The organism is Alteromonas macleodii, assembly GCF_903772925.1.
Taxonomy (GTDB): Bacteria; Pseudomonadota; Gammaproteobacteria; order Enterobacterales; family Alteromonadaceae; genus Alteromonas; species Alteromonas macleodii_A.
The window spans coordinates 1,511,200-1,528,670 of sequence record NZ_LR812090.1 but is presented as its reverse complement, the minus strand read 5'-3'; the positions used below and the strand labels follow the sequence as shown (position 1 = coordinate 1,528,670).

Sequence of the window (17,471 nt, the reverse complement as noted above, 5' to 3'; positions counted from 1 at the left end):
AAACCTCGCTATTGAGGTACATTAATATGGAGCCGACCGTAGCGATAATCCAACGTAACAACAAAGTCTTTAAGCAAGTCGTAACCAATAAGTCCTACCACGCGTTTCCCACCTATACGGCTGCCGGTTCTTTTGTACTGACTTTCTAAGTTAGTGGTTTGCCCTTCTGCAGGGAAGCTTACTTTAACGTTGCTAATTTCAAACGGTCCAAACTTTACCATGTCTGAAGTGGCGAACTCGTTTACGCCTGAACTATTGGCCCCAAATGAGGTACTTGTGCCCTCCACTTTCTCTAGCAAGTCTGCTTTAGATGCAGCGCGGCGGTTAATTAATATTGTGCCAGCATTACCAGTATCTATACGAAGCCATAGCGGTACGCCGTTAATTTCAACTTGTGCAATGGGCATACCCGTGCCTTGCTGAGTAGTAGCCGGTACGTTAGCCACCTCCTTCATATTGACCGAGTCTCGCGTTACAAGGCGAATTTTTCTGTGCGGGTAGTCTAATTGAACAACAAAACTGTTGAAAAAACCTGCTCCTAGTAACATACCGTTAGAATGATGACCAAGGTTGGTTTCAACCAGCGAATCTAACTTAAATGTGGTTCCAAAAATTTTAACGTCCACATTGTTATAGGCTTTTCTTTTTTCAACGCCATAAACCCCCTTCACGTTTACTGGTCTGCCTTTATCGAACGCTAAATCATGCTTTCTTACAAAGGCGCGGTTGATACTATTTATCTGGGCGCCTGAATCCAGCATTACCCGCGATTCAATGCCGTCAATTGTAACGGGAAGAAATACATGACCGTTATCTAATGTGAAATCAACCCACTGTGTGGCTGCTCCAAAAACCTGGCAAGAAGAAAGTAGAAGAAAAATAAAAAGTGAAAAGCGCTTCATCAATATTCCTTTTGTTTTAGCATTGTTACTCCTAGTCCTTTACGCTAGCACAATTTTAGATGCAGTTCGATGCTAGGGGGCCAAAAGCAGCCCAAACAACATATAAGCTTTTACTAGCTCAAGTGCATTGCATTTTTAAACGCTATGCCAGCCTTGGTTCTATTGATAACGCCAAGTTTTCTTAACACCGCCGAGACATGTTGTTTAACGGTAGATTCTGAAATAGCGAGTTCGTAAGCAATCTGCTTATTAAGCAAGCCATCTGATACCATTCGTAGCACTTTTAGTTGGTGGGGGGTAAGTTGTTTTAATCTAACCGTAAAGTCATTGGGGTCTGATACGCTATCTGTGTTAGAGGCAGCTGAATTTTGTGACGGCACTGTGGGCATTTGAACTGAAGGCGGTATCCAAGTTTCCCCATCAAGTACCGTATATACCGCATCAATAATACATTCAACCGAGGCCGATTTGGGTATGAAGCCACTAGCACCTAGTGCAAACGATTTTGCCATGACGTCTGCTTCTTCTTGTGCGGTAATGACGACTACAAGTACATCAGGGTATAACGCATGCACTTCAGCCAAGCCATTTAATCCTTCATTACCTGGCATGGTGAGATCTAAAAAAAGCAGGTCTATGTCGTCATTTGATTTGAGACAAGCAAGGGTATCGGGGAAGGTCGAGGTTTCTACAAGCTCAATGTGCTCTACACTTTTTAGCGCGTGACACATAGCGGCCCTAAAAAGCGGATGATCATCAGCAATCAAAATTTTCACGGACATAATGCTATCAACTTGTAACTGCCTTGTTAATAATAATCATATCACGTCGGCTAATAAAGGTTAATGTTGTTAATGGAACTATTCACAAAACACACGTACTGGCCAACGTTCTCTTTGAAAAGACTAGATCAAAATTGAGTACGCCTAAGCATAAAAGCTTAGGCGTGATGAACAGCGTTTATTTTATCTAAGCTATACTGTTTAGAATCGATAACCCACCGTAAGGTGAACAGTACGCGGGTCACCGTAATAACCGATAAGTGTTGTATCGCCACCAAGACCTGGCCCAAAGTTACCCTCACTGTCTTGTGTGACAAAGTCATATCCGCCAACCAGATATTCTTCATCGGTTAAGTTTTTCACGTGTAACCCGGCATACCAGTCGCCTTCAACGCTTTCCCAGCGCGCGCTTAAATTCACCATACCATAAGCATCTTGTTTAATAAGATCGCTGGTTTCAAAAATAAGGTAATCATCACGATAGTAGTAGTTGGCATTGAAGGTAATATCCCCAAAGCTCGTCTCTAGCAAGTAGTTAGCATTAAAATTAAAGGTATTCTCAGGTGTACTCGCTAAGCCAATCAATGGAGGAATAGCATTGTTTTTCTTAATTTCAAAGTCAATAAAGCCATAAGCAACATCAAATTGCAGGTTATCGGTTGCTACCCACGTCATTTCTAACTCTGCACCTTTTGCGGCAGTTTCTGCTGCGTTGCGCAGACGCTGATCAAGTGCGGTAGGGTCAGATAAATCACCCTCTACACCAATGTATTGACGATCTTTGTGATCATATGAAAACAAAGTGACATTCATACGAAGCGCGTCGCTTAAATCGCTTTTTACACCCACTTCGAAGCTATCTACAACTTCAGGCTCAACACCAGGCTCATTAGTTTGAGCTCGAGGGTTAAAGGTGCCTGATTTGAAGCCTTGTGAATAGCTAGCGAAGAACATGGTATCGCGGTTCATTTGATATTCCACACCCACTCGCGGGGTAAAGCGAGACCAACTTTCTACCGCTGGGGCATCTAACACATCATCACCATCAGTGTCTGTCCCAAGTACTTGAGGCACTAACTGTCCGTCAGGGCGCACATAGCCGTCTATCCAGTCGGTGTAAGGATAAACATTAGCGAAGACCAAACCGTTGTTTACATAAGCCGTCTTCTCTTCGTCGGTGTAACGGGCACCAAGGGAAAGCGATAGTTTATCGGTAACGTCGTAGTTCATTTGCGCATAAGCGGCCCAACTCTCTGAGTTATTGCAGCCTGTCACCTCGCGAGTCAGGCCTGGTGCGCCCAGCGACTGCCCAAGTACACCTAAAATAGCATCAAAGTTGCCGCAGCTTTCACCATCGTAAAAATAAAGCCCTGACACTAGGCTAAACGCGTTTCCGATATAATTAGCTTGAATCTCGTGAGTATCGTTACTGTCGTCATACTCTGCCGGTACATCGAAAATAGGCAACGGTGTATTATCGAAATCAATGTTGGTAGGTGAATAACTCTCTCTGTGCGAACCAATATATTTAAGCTCTAAATCATCATTCACTTGGTATCTTGCCAACCAGTTATAGCCTTCTAGCTCGACTTTATTCCAGGTAGGTAAGCTGGTGTAAGAATCGTAAACCGAATCAGGTACGGGCGCATCCGTCAAAATACTGGGAATTAAACGATAGCCGCCCTTAGCATTTGATGTATCTTCGGTTTTATCCCAGCCAATACGGAAAAACAAATCTTCACTTGGGTGAACTTCAAGTGTCACGCGGGCTGCCCAAAGATCTTTGTTATAGTTTTCTTTGTCTTGGTTAGGCAACGCGCTTACTAGGTACTCGCCGAAGCCGTCGCGGTTTAAATTGGCATAACCCACGCCAAGGTATATGGTGTCTTCAATAAGTGGAATTTGACCGGTAATTTTGATATCTCGCTGGCTATAGCTACCTACGGTCGCCTCAACGTTCATTTGCGTATCGCCAGTCATTTCCTTAGTGACGTATTTAACCGCCCCACCAATAGTGTTCTTTCCGTAAAGCGTTCCCTGTGGTCCCCGCAACACTTCAATGCGCTGTACGTCTAGCAAATCAAGTACGGCTCCTTGTGGGCGAGCAATATAGACATCATCCACATAAATACCTACGCCTGGTTCATAGCCCCAAAGCGGGTCTTGCTGGCCAAGTCCGCGAATAAATGCCGTTAAGGTTGAGTTAGTTCCACGACTGGTTTGCAACGTTGTATTCGGTGAAAATTGCTGTACTTCGGTAAGTACACTAATCCCTTTTTCGCCTAGCTCAGCAGCGCCAACAGATGTAATAGCAACGGGCGTTTCCTGAAGCGACTCGACAGTTCTTCGTGCTGTTACTTCAATGCGTTCTAGCTTTCCTTTTTGCTCTTGTGCGTCAGCATTGGCCTGTTCATCCTGAGCGAATACTGGCGCTGTACTCAATACGCTAGCCACCGCAAGGGCACATAAGCTATGCATAGGGCGTTTTACTGAAGCTCTTTCGCCTTGTTCTGTTTTAACTGCGGCTGAATAAGGTTGGTAAGGTAATACCAAACTATTAATGTGTGTTGATTTAGACATAGTGAGTCCTTGTTATTCTAAGTTCTAGGGCCTGTTGGTCTTCGCTGTACTTCAAAACTTCAAAGATCAATAGGCTTACGTCACTGTCGGATGTATTGCCTACGGTCAAAACCACTTTAGTTAATTAATTGTTAATAGTATGTAGTACCATCGTACTATGGGATTTTGATAAAAGTAACGTCAAACTCTAGGTCTGTTATGAATGCTTTTTATCTGATTTGCATACACTTTGTGGTTTTAGTGTGTGGGCAAGTCTTTAATCGACTTAACTGTTTCGGATCATCTGCGGTCACAGATTTTTTAAGGAATATTAACTATGTTAAGTATGATTGGCTTAGTAGGCGGTCTGTTGTTGCTTATTGTTTTGACAATACGCGGGATGAACCTCTTTATTGCTGCACCTTTGTGTGCGCTTGTAGTTGCCATCACCAATAATATCGGCGTTTTTACTGGTGACGTGAATTTTGTTCAAACCTATATGAGCGGTTTCTCAGGCTTCATTGCTTCTTGGTTTTTTATGTTTTTACTTGGCGCATTATTCGGTAAATTCATGGAAGACACTGGGGCTGCAGACGCTGTTTCTCGCTGGATCATTACCAAAATTGGTTATAAGCGCGCTGTGTTAGCTGTTGTGCTAGCTTGCGCTATTTTGACCTACGGCGGTGTCAGCGTGTTCGTTGTGGCGTTTTCCGTCTATCCAATGGCGGTAAGCTTGTTTAAAGATGCCAACTTGCCACGCCGTTTTATTCCGGCAGCCATGGCGTTTGGGTCGGTAACATTTACTATGACGTCGGCGGGCTCTCCTGAAATTCAAAACTGGATACCTATAAAGTATTTAGGCACCTCACCTTTTGCTGCATGGGAAGTCAGCCTTATCGTCGCCATTTTCATGGCATGTTTTGGCTACTGGTGGCTGGCCAAAATGATTAAAAAAGCGGTAAACAACGGCGAGAAGTTTGAGGCCAGAGCAAGCGACCCTGAAGTGCGAGACCGAGCGTTACCCCACCCGCTTACCGGCATCGTGCCCTTGGTGGTTGTACTAGTCATTTCATTTTTATTCCATGAAGAGCTTGCTCAACTTGCCCTTATTCTTGCGTTAGGCGGCGGCGTACTGTGTTTGCTGGCTATTAATTACAAGCATTTTCACAGTTTGCCAGTTGCCATAAATGCGGGCACGACTGGTGCGTTAATTGCCATAGGTAACACTGCCGCTGTTGTAGGGTTTGGGTCTATTGCAAAAAACACCGAAGCGTTTCAAACAACGGTAGCGCTTATGACCCAAATTCCCGGTAACGAACTGATTGGCGCCGCCATTGCAGTAAGCGTAATTGCAGGGTTAACTGGCAGCGCATCAGGCGGACAAGCTATCGCACTGCCCTTAGTGGGCCCGCATTATCTTGACCAGGGCGTTGAACCAGAACAGCTGCACAGAATTGTATCTATATCTTCAGGTGCACTGGATTCCTTACCCCATAATGGCTACGTAGTGACCACCATACGGGCCATCTGCAACGAAACCCATCAGGCAGCGTATTGGGCCGTGGGTGCACTGACTGTAGTGGTACCCATGATTGGATTAGCAATGGCAATTGGTTTGTTTAGCTTTATGTAGCATGGGCTTAGCTAATAAAAACGAAACTGCGCAAGGGTAAGCGCTGATAGAGCCAGAGCCAAAGCCAAAGCCAAAGCCAAAGCCACTTTACATACAGGCTCTGTTGAAGGAAGTCAGCGCTGTTAAAAAGGATTGAGGGTTAAAGAAAATGAACTGGAAAATTAGGTGTACTCCAAAACTAATGATGATAGGAAGCGAGCATAATAACCGGCGGTTAAAAGAGCCATGCGTATTGGCGGTACAAAAATATGTGACTTCACTTAAGCTGGTAGCCCTACACTTTGCTAGGAAGTCACGCGCCCTGCTCGGGTTGCTTGCGTCGCTTCTCGTAACGTTTCATTGTCAGGTAACGGCGAGTGAGATTGAGCAAAAAGAATCGCTGATAGTAGAAAAGCAGATATTTGAAATGCCTTACTTTACAACCTTTGGTGGCAAACAGATTAAAAATGTAAAAGTAGGTTGGGAGGCATACGGAACTCTAGACGACACCAAAAGTAATGTAATTCTTATAACTCATTATTTTTCAGGCTCTTCTCATGCGGCGGGAAAATATAACGAAAACGATTCAGCGGGAGGATACTGGGATAGTATTATAGGCCCCGGGAAAGCCATTGATACAGATCGCTTTTATGTAATTAGCGTTGACACACTGGTCAACTTGAATGCTTACGACCCAAAGATAATAACCACAGGCCCAGCATCAATTAATCCAGACACGGGAAAACCTTATGGACTGGACTTTCCCGTTGTCACCATACGTGACTTTGTAAATGTTCAAAAAGCACTTCTTGAAAGCTTAGGTATTAGCAAACTGTACGCAGTTATTGGACCTTCTATGGGCTCTATGCAGGCTATAGATTGGGCGAGCGCTTACCCCGACTGGGTTGAACGTATGATTTCAGTTATCGGAGCAGGTCAAAGCGACGCCTGGACCACCGCAGCACTAGAGCACTGGGCAACGCCAATAACGCTTGATAAAAACTGGAACAATGGTAATTACACAAAACAGAAAGCGCCCCTTGATGGCCTAGCTGCATCGCTTATGCTCATTACGCAAAACGCTCTTACACCCTCGTTTTTTAATGAACAGGGCAACACATTGGATTTTAAAAATGTTGAATCGGCGCCGCTTAATGATATACGCCAGTCACACAGTATTGTAAGCTGGCTTCGCGAACGAGCAGAAGCTCGCGCTCAAAAAATGGATGCCAACCACCTTTTATACCTAGTACGCGCTTGCCAGCTTTTTGTTGCCGGGCATAAAGGCAGCCTAAAACAAGGGTTGGCGTCTATCGAAGCAGAAACACTGTTTATTCCAGCCAAAACTGATTTGCTTCTTATGCCTTACTTATCGCAAGGTGCACACCAAGCGCTTATTTCAACTGATATCGACAGCACATTAGTTACGCTAGATGGCAAATTAGGGCATTTAGAAGGAGTGACTAACATATCCGCTCAAGCCGAGGCCATTCGCCAATTTTTAGAAAATGATAAGGCAGCATTGTAATGATGAAACCTAAACCCTTTTTACGCCGCGCAATGTGGCTTTCTTTATTAAGCGTTAGCGCGCTTAGCTTTAGTTCGCCAAGTTTCAGCGCAGATGCATCAGCGCAGGGTGATGTTCCTTCGCTTACCCTCGATTTAGAGAATGTCACCGTTTCTGGCTTGTCCTCAGGCGGTTACATGGCAACACAATTTCAACTAGCACATAGCGACTGGGTGAAAGGCGTTGGTGTCATTGCTGGCGGCCCCTACTTTTGTGCAAAAGGTGATATAACCACCGCCCTCGCACAATGCGTGAACAGGGTAGAGGGAGAGATAGACCTTGAAGCGTTAAACAAAAAAGCCGCGCAGTATGAAGCTGAAGGAAAAATCGCCTCGCTTTCAAATATGAAAGACGCAAAAGTCTGGCTCTTCCACGGCACACAAGACACAAGAGTAATTGCACAAGTAAGCGATTTGTTATTTGAGCAATACAAATTGTGGACAGACACGCCAAATATTACCTACGTTAACGATAAACCCATGGCGCACCTGTTTCCCACAGAAAATAACGGCGTGAACTGCATGAAATCAGAAAGCCCCTTCATTGGAAACTGCGACTACGATGCGGCAGGCGCCATGCTTTCCCACCTTTTTGAAGAGCTTTCAACTCCTGACGAGGAACTGTCAGGAAAACTGCATTCAGTAGATCAGCAAAACGCGGCCGGTAGCGACGCCAAAACACTAGCAAGCGAGGGCTTTGTTTATGTTCCGGCAAGCTGCGCACAGGGCGAGCCCTGCAGAGCCCATATTAGCTTTCATGGCTGTAATCAGTATGCCGATGCCGTAGGCGATGCCTACACCACCGAAACAGGGCTAAATGAATGGGCTGATGACAACAATATTGTTGTGCTGTACCCACAAGCGAAAAAGTCGCTGTTTATGCCGTTAAATCCACAGGGCTGCTGGGATTGGTGGGGGTATGCGTCTAGCGATTATGCGAACAGAGACGGCGCGCAAATAAGGGCGGTGAAAAAGCTGTTGTTTTCATTAAATAGTGAACCTTCATCAATTAACGTCCCAGGGAGTATCAATGAATAAGCGCACCATATTTATCACAGGCGGCGCAAGCGGCATTGGCTTTGGCATTGCCGAGTCAATGCTGAAACAAGGCCATCAAGTGATCATCGCTGATATAAATGAGCAGGCGGCGAGAGACGCTGTGACCAAGCTTGCACATTTAGACAGTTCGGCGAGTGCCGTTGCTGTAGATGTCTGCAATGCAGAGCAAGTTGCCGCACTGCCAGAGGCATTAGGAAATCTTACCGTCGATGTATTAATCAACAACGCAGGTATACAGCACGTTTCTCGTATAGAGGACTTCCCTGCAGATAAGTGGCAGCAGCTAATAAACATAATGCTGGTTGGCCCTGCTCTGTTAACCCAAGCTTTTTTGCCGGCAATGCGACAGCAAAACTACGGACGTATTATTAATGTAGGCTCTATCCACTCTTTGGTTGCCTCGCCATATAAGTCTGCTTATGTAGCAGCAAAGCATGGGCTATTGGGGTTTGCAAAAACCATTGCGCTTGAAACGGGTGACTGTGATGTGACAATTAACACCCTCTGCCCTGCGTATGTTAAAACCCCTTTGGTAGAACAACAAATTACAGCACAGGCGAAAGAGAATAACCTCACCGAGGAAGAGGTAATAACAAAAATCATGTTAGAACCCATGCCCAAAAAACAATTCGTAAGCGTTAAGGAACTTGCAGATACCGCGAGTTTCTTAATGTCGCCTAGTGCTCGCAATATTACTGGGCAAACCATGGTGCTCGACGGGGGTTGGACGGCCAGGTAGTTGATTGTGGTTATAACACTTTACTATTGGTGGTTGTAGTGTGTTTCTCTCCGTGTTGAAAAGACTGCATGGCGCAGTCTTTTTTCGTTTTATCATCTAGCAAAAAGACTATTCCCAAAGTGAGACATAGATGGCGACCATTTCTTCAATAGTGGGTACGCGGGGGTTATTGCCGGGAGAGCCAGATGCCAAAGCTTGCTCAGCCATTGTTGAGGTCGAAGCAAAAAACGTTTCTTTATCAATTCCGAACTCGGCTGGCGTGGGCACTTGTAAATCGGCATTAAGTGCTTTTAACTCATTGATAAGCTTTTGATTCGCCACATCATCTGAGTCACTTTGCGTAGCGACCCCCATCGCGCGGGCACATTGTGCATAGCGCACTGGTGAACTTGGAATTGAAAAGGCGGTAACCGCAGGCAATAACATGGCATTCGATAAACCGTGAGGGACATGAAACGCAGCGCCGATAGGTCGACTCATACCATGAACAAGGGCCACTGATGCGTTTGAAAAAGCAATACCCGCAAGCGTTGAGCCCAGCATCATTGATTCTCTAGCCGTTTCATTTGTTGGATCTGCAAATACAGTACGTAGTTTAGGCGCAATTAACGCCATAGCCGATAGTGCCTGGGCGTCGCTGTATAGATTGGCTTTGCGGCTTACAAACGCTTCAATAGCGTGGGTGAGTGCATCAATGCCAGTATCGGCGGTAACGCGTGCAGGCAAGCTTTGGGTTAACGAATAATCGACGAGTGCTGCCGTTGGCATAAACCCTAGACCAACACACAACATTTTCTCTGTGGTGTTTTCGTCAGTAATAATAGTGAATCGCGTTGCTTCAGAGCCAGTGCCCGCCGTTGTGGGAATAGCGATAATAGGCACTCCCGGCTCATCGACAACTCGAGGGAATTTGTAGTCTCGCATTTCGCCGCCGTATTTACCCAAAATGGCTATGGCTTTTGCGCTATCGATAGGGCTTCCACCACCTAAGGCGATAATGCTGTCATAATCGTTGGCTTTAAATGCATCCACACCTCGGTTAATCGAATTTACTGTTGGCTCTGGCACCGTATCTGAAAACACATCTGCGTTAATTTCAGCCTCTTTTAGCGCTTGCACTATGGCAGCGCTGTATCCCAATTCAACCATCATCTTATCGGTAACCAATAACGGTTTGCGACAGTTAAGGCCTTTAAGCGTTTCAGCCACCCGACGACTCGCGCCCTTCCCTATATGCATCACTCTAGGCAAAATAATTTGATAAGACATGCTTCCCTCCTTTGATTGCTTTTCTCCAGCATACCTTCCGACATGCCTAAAGCAATGAATGTGTAAAAATAATGTTATTTTTTCACTCTTTGTTTCATCTTAAGGTGTAAAACGAGAGCGCACTACTGCCTGCGCAACTTATTAATGAGTAAATACTTCGCCGAAGAAGGATTGAGTGAGGGTAAATACTAGAGCGAAGTGACGAGCTTTCAGCATTTATACCATCACCTTAAATGAAATGAGTGATAGACTGGTCGAGACTCTCTTCTGGACTAACACTATGAAAAAATTCGGTATCACTTCATTGCTTATCGCGATTATCGCTTTAGCGGTCTGGCAATGGCCGAAACCTGATGCACCTTTACTTTCCTCAAGTGATGCCATGCCCGTCATGGAAAGTTTGCCCGACGATTTCTTTACCAGACAAGTAAACCCCGTTTTAACGCAACGCTGCGTGGTATGCCACGCCTGTTACGATGCGCCATGCCAACTAAAAATGTCTTCCCCAGAAGGTATAGCAAGAGGTGCTAATAAAGAAAAGGTGTATGAAGGCACGCGACTCACTGCAGCACAACCAAATAGAATGTTTCTCGACGCTCACGGCGTTAATGGATGGCGCGAGCGTGGCTTTTTCGATGTATTGCCAACAAAAGACGATACTAACGCCTCGCCAACCCAATCCTCGGTGCTAGCGCAAATGCTTTTGCTAAAAAAACAGCACCCTCTGCCCAATACTACCCATTTAGATGAGAGCTTGGATATAAGTTTGAGCAGACAAAACCAGTGCCCAACCATAGATGAAATGAGGGAATATATAGCTGACCAGCCTCTAGGGGGCATGCCCTACGCCCTACCGGCGCTGTCAGATTCTGAACATACTACGCTTATTCAATGGTTAACCCATGGTGCACCTTTACCTTCGCCCAAAATGCTCTCACAAGAACTTAATGAGAAAGCAACTGACTTAGAAGCGTGGCTAAATGGCGATAGTAACAAGATGCAGCTTTCCGCACGTTATATTTACGAGCACTTGTTTACGTCTCACCTCTACTTCGAAGGTATCTCAGAAAAAGGAAAAACGCCTCAGTTTTTTAATCTAGTGCGCTCGCGAACCCCACCAGGGCAAGCGTTAGATATTATTGCCACTCGCCGCCCCTTCGACGACCCCAAGGTCGAGCGCGTCTATTATCGCTTGCAGCCTGTGCATTCCACAATCGTGAGCAAAACCCACCAAGCATACGCTATTAATCAGAACCTTTTAGATAAATGGCAATCTTGGTTTGTCGAAGCTGAATTTTCTGTCGAAACCTTGCCTTCGTACGAACCCGAAATAGCAGCCAATCCATTAACGGCTTTTACTTTGCTGCCTGTAAAAAGCCGTTACCGATTTATGCTTGAGCGCGCTCAAAACACCATTATGGGTTATATCAAAGGGCCGGTGTGCCGAGGACAAGTCGCGCTAAACGTAATTAATGACCGATTTTGGGTGTTCTTTGTCGACCCAGACATTGCAGCTTCTGAAAAAGTGAATGCGTTTTACGCTTCGCAAAAGAAAAACCTTCACCTTCCTGCTGAAAAAGACAGCTCTGCGCTAGCGATAAATTGGGCAAGGTATGCAAAACGCCAAGGCGACTATATGCGTGCAAGAGCGGCTTTTCTAAATAGCGAGTTTGAAAACGGAGAGCACCTAAACGTATCAAGTATTTGGGATGGTGACGGCAACAATACCAATGCCAGCTTAACCGTATTCCGCCACTTCGATAATGCCACTGTAGCGAAAGGAATGGTGGGGAAGCCTACTAAAACAGCTTGGATTATTGACTACGCCTTATTAGAACGTATTCACTACTTACTGGTAGCCGGCTTTGATGTTTACGGTAACTATGGGCACCAGCTAATGACCCGTTTATATATGGACTTCTTGCGTATGGAAGGCGAGTCGAACTTCCTCAACCTGCTCCCCCCGCCATCTCGTCAGGAACTCTTAGACAAATGGTATCAAAAGGCTAGCCCCGAACTCACTGACTATCTAGAGGGCGATTTTAATAGTTTCGAACAGCCTACGGGCATAACATTTGAAACAGAACGCCCGCAAAAAGAACTCTACCAGTTGCTATCGAAGCACTTAGCTAAAGTTCAGCCGCAAGTCTCAACATATAATAAACGCTTGTTATCCACCGAGCAGTACGAAGTGCTAGCGAGTTTAAACTCGATCCCTGCCCAGCAAGCCACGCTGATGCCTGAAACGACCATAATTGTGGTAAAAGATGACCAAAACTCAGATAACATTGATGTATTTACTGCCCTTAGGAACAGTGCCCACTACAATGTGAACAGTCTGTTCGAAGAAGAGGAAAATCGCGAGCCATCTAAAGACTCAATTACTCTGGTGCATGGACTTTTGGGTAGCTATCCTGATGCGTTTTGGTATATCAACGCTTCTGACGTCACTGCGTCGATAGAAAAGCTGAAGACAATTAAGAGTGAAGCTGATTACCAAGCTTTGCTCGACAATGTCGCTATGCGCCGAACAAACCCTAATTTTTGGGCTTTTAGCGACAAATTGATTCAGTGGTCTAGCGAGCACTACCCTATTGAAGGCGGCCTGCTCGATTATAATCGATTAGAAGATCGCTAAACCTGGCACTCTGCAACGTTTTACGCTTTTCTTTTGCAAAATACCTGTGCTAATGTCCGACCATTGGAAATGAAAGGACATTAGCATTCCATGCCCTATCAAACCGTTGCTTTAATTGGAAAACCTCAACACGCTGCAACCCATGACAGCTTAAATATTCTTGCCGAATATTTATTAGCCAAAGGCTGCAAACTACTAGTTGAGGAAAGTATTGCTGAAGAGCTTGAAACTGAAAACTTCAAAAGCTGTAACCTTGTTACTATTGGTAAAGAGGCTGATCTTGCCGTTGTAGTAGGTGGTGACGGCAGCATGCTTGGTGCCGCGCGTGTACTGGCGCGTTTTGACATCCATGTCGTAGGCGTAAACCGCGGTAATCTTGGCTTTTTAACAGATATCCACCCTGATGATATCGTTCAACAGCTTGACCTTATCTTCAATGGTGAGTGCGTGGTTGAAGAGCGCTTCTTACTTGAAGTCGAAGTTTACCGGCACGAAAAGCTTAAAAGTAACAACTCTGCTGTAAACGAAGTGGTGCTGCACCACGGCAAAGTTGCTCATATGATGGAATTTGAAATTTATATCGATGAGCAATTCGTATTCAGTCAGCGTAGCGACGGGTTGATTGTCGCCACACCTACAGGCTCGACTGCATACTCCCTATCTGCCGGCGGCCCTATCATTATGCCAAAGCTTGATGCACTAACGCTGGTGCCTATGTTTCCTCACACACTGAGCAGTCGCCCCATTGTTGTTGATGCAGACAGTCAGGTATCGATGAAAGTATCAAAAGTAAACAGTGATTCCTTGCAGGTAAGTTGCGATAGTCACATTGTACTACCCGTACTGCCCGGCGATGAAATCCGCATTAACAAGAGCGTAGACAAGCTTCACCTTGTTCATCCCAAGGGTTACAGCTATTTCAACGTACTTCGCAAAAAGCTAGGTTGGGGCAGTAAGCTTTACTAGCCTCATTCACTATTCATCTTTTCTAATGTGCATTTATTACATTAGCCTGTAGCATTTTCTTAATTGCTACAGGCTTGAAAAATAAAGATTTTTTAATCTTCCCATATTTCTCTATTAAAAACGTGTACTTATAGAATTCTCAGAATTCGGCATACCCGTTGCACCTATCAAAGTAAGTTGTTGGCACAGGGCTAGTAAGATTTTGCCCCTTATGATGTTTTACATCGTGCTGATTTATTTACATTCAATAGGAGATATCATGAGTAACACCAATATCAAATTTACAGCCCCAGGAATGGATAACGATGCTGCTGCCAAAACAATTAAGGTATTGGATCAGCGATTGGTTGCACTATTAGATTTACAGTTAACCTTAAAGCACATTCACTGGAACGTGGTAGGCCCAAATTTTATTGGCGTGCATGAAATGCTAGACCCTCAGGTAGATGCAGTACGCGAAATGACCGACACCATTGCCGAACGAATTGCAACGTTAGGCGGCGTACCGAAAGGCACACCGAAAGCCATTGTTGAAGGTCGCAGCTGGAGCGATTATGAACTAGGGAAAGGTTTAGTACTTGACCACCTTAAGGCACTAGACGCTGTTTATGACGGCGTAAATGGTGACCATAGAAAAGCGCTAGAGCTTCTTGGTGAAATTGACCCAGTATCGGAAGATATGATCACTGGTCAGCTGGCAGACTTAGAACAGTTTCAGTGGTTCGTGCGCGCACACATTGAATCTGGAAGCGGTGAGTTGCAGCAATAAGCTTTTCTATTGAATTTTAGATAGTTATCTGACGATTTATAATTCAATTAAAATTGGAATTTTAAAGGAGAGCTTTGGCTCTCCTTTTTGCTGTTTGGTTTTAAAAAACCGTTACAGCAGTCAACGTATTGGCTTACAAACCTTCTTTACAGACAGGCTTTAGGCTATCGAATTTTACGTAGATTAGTACTGTATAAATTTTTGTAAAACACGCGTTCTCATTAATTTCGTTTATGCTGGTTACTTATAACCTCAAATAACCATTCGAAGTTATAACATTGATTTCTCAAACTTTATTAGCTTCCTTCTTAATTTTAGCGTAATTTTTTCACGACTTAACTTTACACAGCCAAAATACTGTATATATTATCAGTTACTGTATATATCATCATGTTCAACTTTTTCGAGTGTGGTTATGTTAGCGCATCTTTCTATTTCTAATTTTGCTGTTGTAAAACAATTATCGGTTCAACTGGAAAACGGGCTTACTGCAATAACCGGAGAAACCGGCGCAGGTAAATCAATTGCTATTGATGCGTTAAGCTTGTGCTTAGGCGAACGTGCCGACGCAAATGCTGTGCGTAAAGGAAGTACGAAAGCTGAAATCATCGCACACTTTTCTTTGAGCAGTAACGCATTAGCTAAAGCATTTCTCGATGAACATGAACTTACCTCAGACGAGGATGAAAACAGCTGCTTTATTCGCAGAGTTATTTCTAAAGAAGGTCGTTCAAAAGCGTTTATCAACGGTATTCCCGCTTCGCTTCAGCAGTTAAAAGGCTTAGGCCAGTATTTGTTAGCCATTCACGGTCAAAACACACACCTGCAACTGTTGAAAGAAGATCATCAAAGAGACCTGGTTGACGGTTACGCTAAACATGATGAATTGTTAGCGCAAGTTACGGAAACTCATTCAATCTGGCGTGATAAGCAACGCACACTAAAGACACTTCAAGCGCAAGCACAGCAACGAGAAGATAGAATTCAGCTGTTAACCTATCAGGTTCAAGAGCTTGATGAGTTCGCTATTGAAGAGGGCGAGTTCGAAGAGTTGGAAATAGAGCACAAGCGCTTGAGCAATGGTCAAAGTCTTTTAGAACAAGCGCAGACTAGCGTGTACAACTTATATGAAAATGATGAGGGCAACGCTTTATCAGTGATTCAAAGCAGCATTGAGCGCTTGGGCGAATTAGAAGCCCATGACGCAAGCCTAACGCCTATGATAGCGTTACTAAATGACGCAGCAATTCAAGTAGAAGAAGCTGCGGGAGAGCTGCGTAGCTACTGCGATCAGTTAGAGATTGACCCGCTTCGTCTACAGCAAGTTGAAGCGCGCTATGCTAAAGCGATGGATCTGGCACGTAAACACAGCGTTATGCCAGAAGGGCTATATCAACACCATCAGGAACTCGCCGCCGAATTCAATTCACTATCTGAACAAGAAACGCTGTTAGGCACACTTGAAGGCGAAGTAGAAAAAGCGCGAGCAACATACCTAATCGCGACCAAAGGGTTGTCTGAAAGCAGACAACGTGCTGCAGGTAAATTAAGTAAAGATATTGAGCTTCAGATTCGTCAAATGAATATGCCTCATGCAAAAGTCGATATTCAAATTCAGTACGATGAGCTTAAGAAGCCTGTTAGCACAGGTCTTGATACTGTCGAGTTCAAAGTGTCTACAAACCCTGGTCAGGATGCAGACAAGTTAGAAAAAGTGGTGTCAGGTGGTGAATTATCAAGGATAGGGCTAGCTATCCAGGTAATTGCGAGTGACAATCACGCAACTCCTACCATGATTTTCGATGAGGTCGATACAGGTATTAGTGGGCCAACTGCATCTATCGTTGGCGGTCTGTTGCGCAAACTGGGCAAGCAATCTCAAGTAATGTGTGTAACGCATTTACCACAAGTAGCTGCGCAGGCGCATAACCAGCTGTTCGTAACTAAGCTCACTGATGGGGAAAGCACAGAAACTCAAATGCTACCGCTTACCAAGCAAGACCGTATTGATGAGTTAGCGAGATTGCTAGCCGGTGACAAAGTAACCAAATCGGCCTTAGCAAACGCAAAAGAACTGCTAAAAAGCGCAGCATCGAACTAAAATGCAGTTGATTGGTCATAGTTGTCAATGTAGCATGCCTTCGCGCTTGCAATAAAACAGCCTCGAAATTCGCCTTCGCGAAATTCGCTGGCACTAACAAAGGCAATACTGGACAAATTAACGCATGAAGTTGCAACACCTATTAGTAATTCTTGGTATCACACTTACATCAACCGCTTGCTCGAACTGGATATATCGTATCGACGTTCCCCAGGGAAACTTCCTTGATCAAAGAGACGTTGAAAAGCTGCGTGTTGGAATGACAAAAGAACAAGTTATTTATGTATTAGGCAACCCTGTTGTTCAAGACTCGTTCGATGATGACACTTGGTACTACGTTTACGATATGAAACGCGGTATGGAAAAGCGCGGAAAAGATTTTCAGAAGCAAATGGTAATAAACTTTGTAGATGACAAAGTCACCACGGTTGAAGGCGACTTCGAGTTATCTGAAGACTTCAACACACCGCTTGATAACTAATTATATTTATAAAGGTAGCGTTTCACGC

Annotated in this window: 13 protein-coding genes; 9 read left to right on the top strand and 4 right to left on the bottom strand. The window is 44.6% G+C overall.

The features are described 5' to 3' along the window. Positions 1 to 8: 8 nt before the first annotated feature. From PCAR9_RS06705 to PCAR9_RS06695, 3 genes are all read right to left on the bottom strand, one after another. Positions 9 to 902 (bottom strand): aspartyl protease family protein, encoded by an 894-nt coding sequence (locus tag PCAR9_RS06705; RefSeq protein WP_179982933.1) that lies wholly within the window; start codon positions 900 to 902, stop codon positions 9 to 11. A gap of 113 nt (positions 903 to 1,015) precedes the next feature. Next, complete coding sequence (locus PCAR9_RS06700; protein WP_179982932.1) at positions 1,016 to 1,684, bottom strand: response regulator transcription factor; 669 nt, start codon at positions 1,682 to 1,684, stop codon at positions 1,016 to 1,018. Positions 1,685 to 1,885: 201 nt separating this feature from the next. After that, positions 1,886 to 4,264 carry a TonB-dependent receptor gene (locus tag PCAR9_RS06695; protein ID WP_179982931.1) on the bottom strand — a complete coding sequence of 793 codons (2,379 nt, stop codon included), beginning with the start codon at positions 4,262 to 4,264 and terminating at the stop codon, positions 1,886 to 1,888. Between the two features lie 316 nt (positions 4,265 to 4,580). Here PCAR9_RS06695 and PCAR9_RS06690 point away from each other — a divergent pair, with 316 nt between their 5' ends. The 4 genes from PCAR9_RS06690 to PCAR9_RS06675 all read left to right on the top strand — a co-directional run bounded on the left by PCAR9_RS06690 (position 4,581) and on the right by PCAR9_RS06675 (position 9,219). Further along, positions 4,581 to 5,876 carry a GntP family permease gene (locus PCAR9_RS06690; protein ID WP_179982930.1) on the top strand — a complete coding sequence of 432 codons (1,296 nt, stop codon included), beginning with the start codon at positions 4,581 to 4,583 and terminating at the stop codon, positions 5,874 to 5,876. 148 nt (positions 5,877 to 6,024) lie between these two features. Next, a complete protein-coding gene (locus tag PCAR9_RS06685) occupies positions 6,025 to 7,383 on the top strand; it encodes an E22 family MetX-like putative esterase (RefSeq protein ID WP_420000781.1) in 1,359 nt (452 codons plus the stop codon). Further along, a complete protein-coding gene (locus PCAR9_RS06680) occupies positions 7,383 to 8,459 on the top strand; it encodes an extracellular catalytic domain type 2 short-chain-length polyhydroxyalkanoate depolymerase (protein WP_179982929.1) in 1,077 nt (358 codons plus the stop codon). Before PCAR9_RS06685 ends, PCAR9_RS06680 begins: the two co-directional genes overlap by 1 nt. Further along, positions 8,452 to 9,219, top strand: a complete 768-nt coding sequence (locus PCAR9_RS06675; protein WP_179982928.1) for a 3-hydroxybutyrate dehydrogenase — start codon at positions 8,452 to 8,454, stop codon at positions 9,217 to 9,219. The genes PCAR9_RS06680 and PCAR9_RS06675 overlap by 8 nt, the downstream gene beginning before the upstream one ends. A 108-nt stretch (positions 9,220 to 9,327) precedes the next feature. On the opposite strand, the gene PCAR9_RS06670 is transcribed toward PCAR9_RS06675, so the two are convergent. After that, the gene (locus PCAR9_RS06670; protein ID WP_179982927.1) at positions 9,328 to 10,488 is read right to left on the bottom strand and encodes an iron-containing alcohol dehydrogenase; all 1,161 of its coding nucleotides are present in this window, start codon (positions 10,486 to 10,488) and stop codon (positions 9,328 to 9,330) included. 280 nt (positions 10,489 to 10,768) lie between these two features. Between PCAR9_RS06670 and PCAR9_RS06665 the strand changes: the two genes are divergently transcribed. The 5 genes from PCAR9_RS06665 (at position 10,769) to PCAR9_RS06645 (ending at position 17,443) form a co-directional block, all read left to right on the top strand. Further along, a complete protein-coding gene (locus PCAR9_RS06665; RefSeq protein ID WP_179982926.1) occupies positions 10,769 to 13,126 on the top strand; it encodes a fatty acid cis/trans isomerase in 2,358 nt (785 codons plus the stop codon). A gap of 90 nt (positions 13,127 to 13,216) precedes the next feature. Then, positions 13,217 to 14,092: an NAD(+) kinase gene (gene nadK / locus PCAR9_RS06660; protein ID WP_014948959.1), complete on the top strand. Its 876-nt coding sequence runs from the start codon at positions 13,217 to 13,219 to the stop codon at positions 14,090 to 14,092. 259 nt (positions 14,093 to 14,351) lie between these two features. Continuing rightward, positions 14,352 to 14,861 (top strand): DNA starvation/stationary phase protection protein Dps, encoded by a 510-nt coding sequence (dps, locus tag PCAR9_RS06655; protein ID WP_110287868.1) that lies wholly within the window; start codon positions 14,352 to 14,354, stop codon positions 14,859 to 14,861. Between the two features lie 415 nt (positions 14,862 to 15,276). Further along, positions 15,277 to 16,962, top strand: a complete 1,686-nt coding sequence (gene recN, locus PCAR9_RS06650; protein WP_179982925.1) for a DNA repair protein RecN — start codon at positions 15,277 to 15,279, stop codon at positions 16,960 to 16,962. A gap of 124 nt (positions 16,963 to 17,086) precedes the next feature. Continuing rightward, entirely contained in the window at positions 17,087 to 17,443 is a 357-nt protein-coding gene (locus tag PCAR9_RS06645; RefSeq protein WP_179982924.1) for an outer membrane protein assembly factor BamE, read from the top strand. Positions 17,444 to 17,471: the final 28 nt, after the last annotated feature.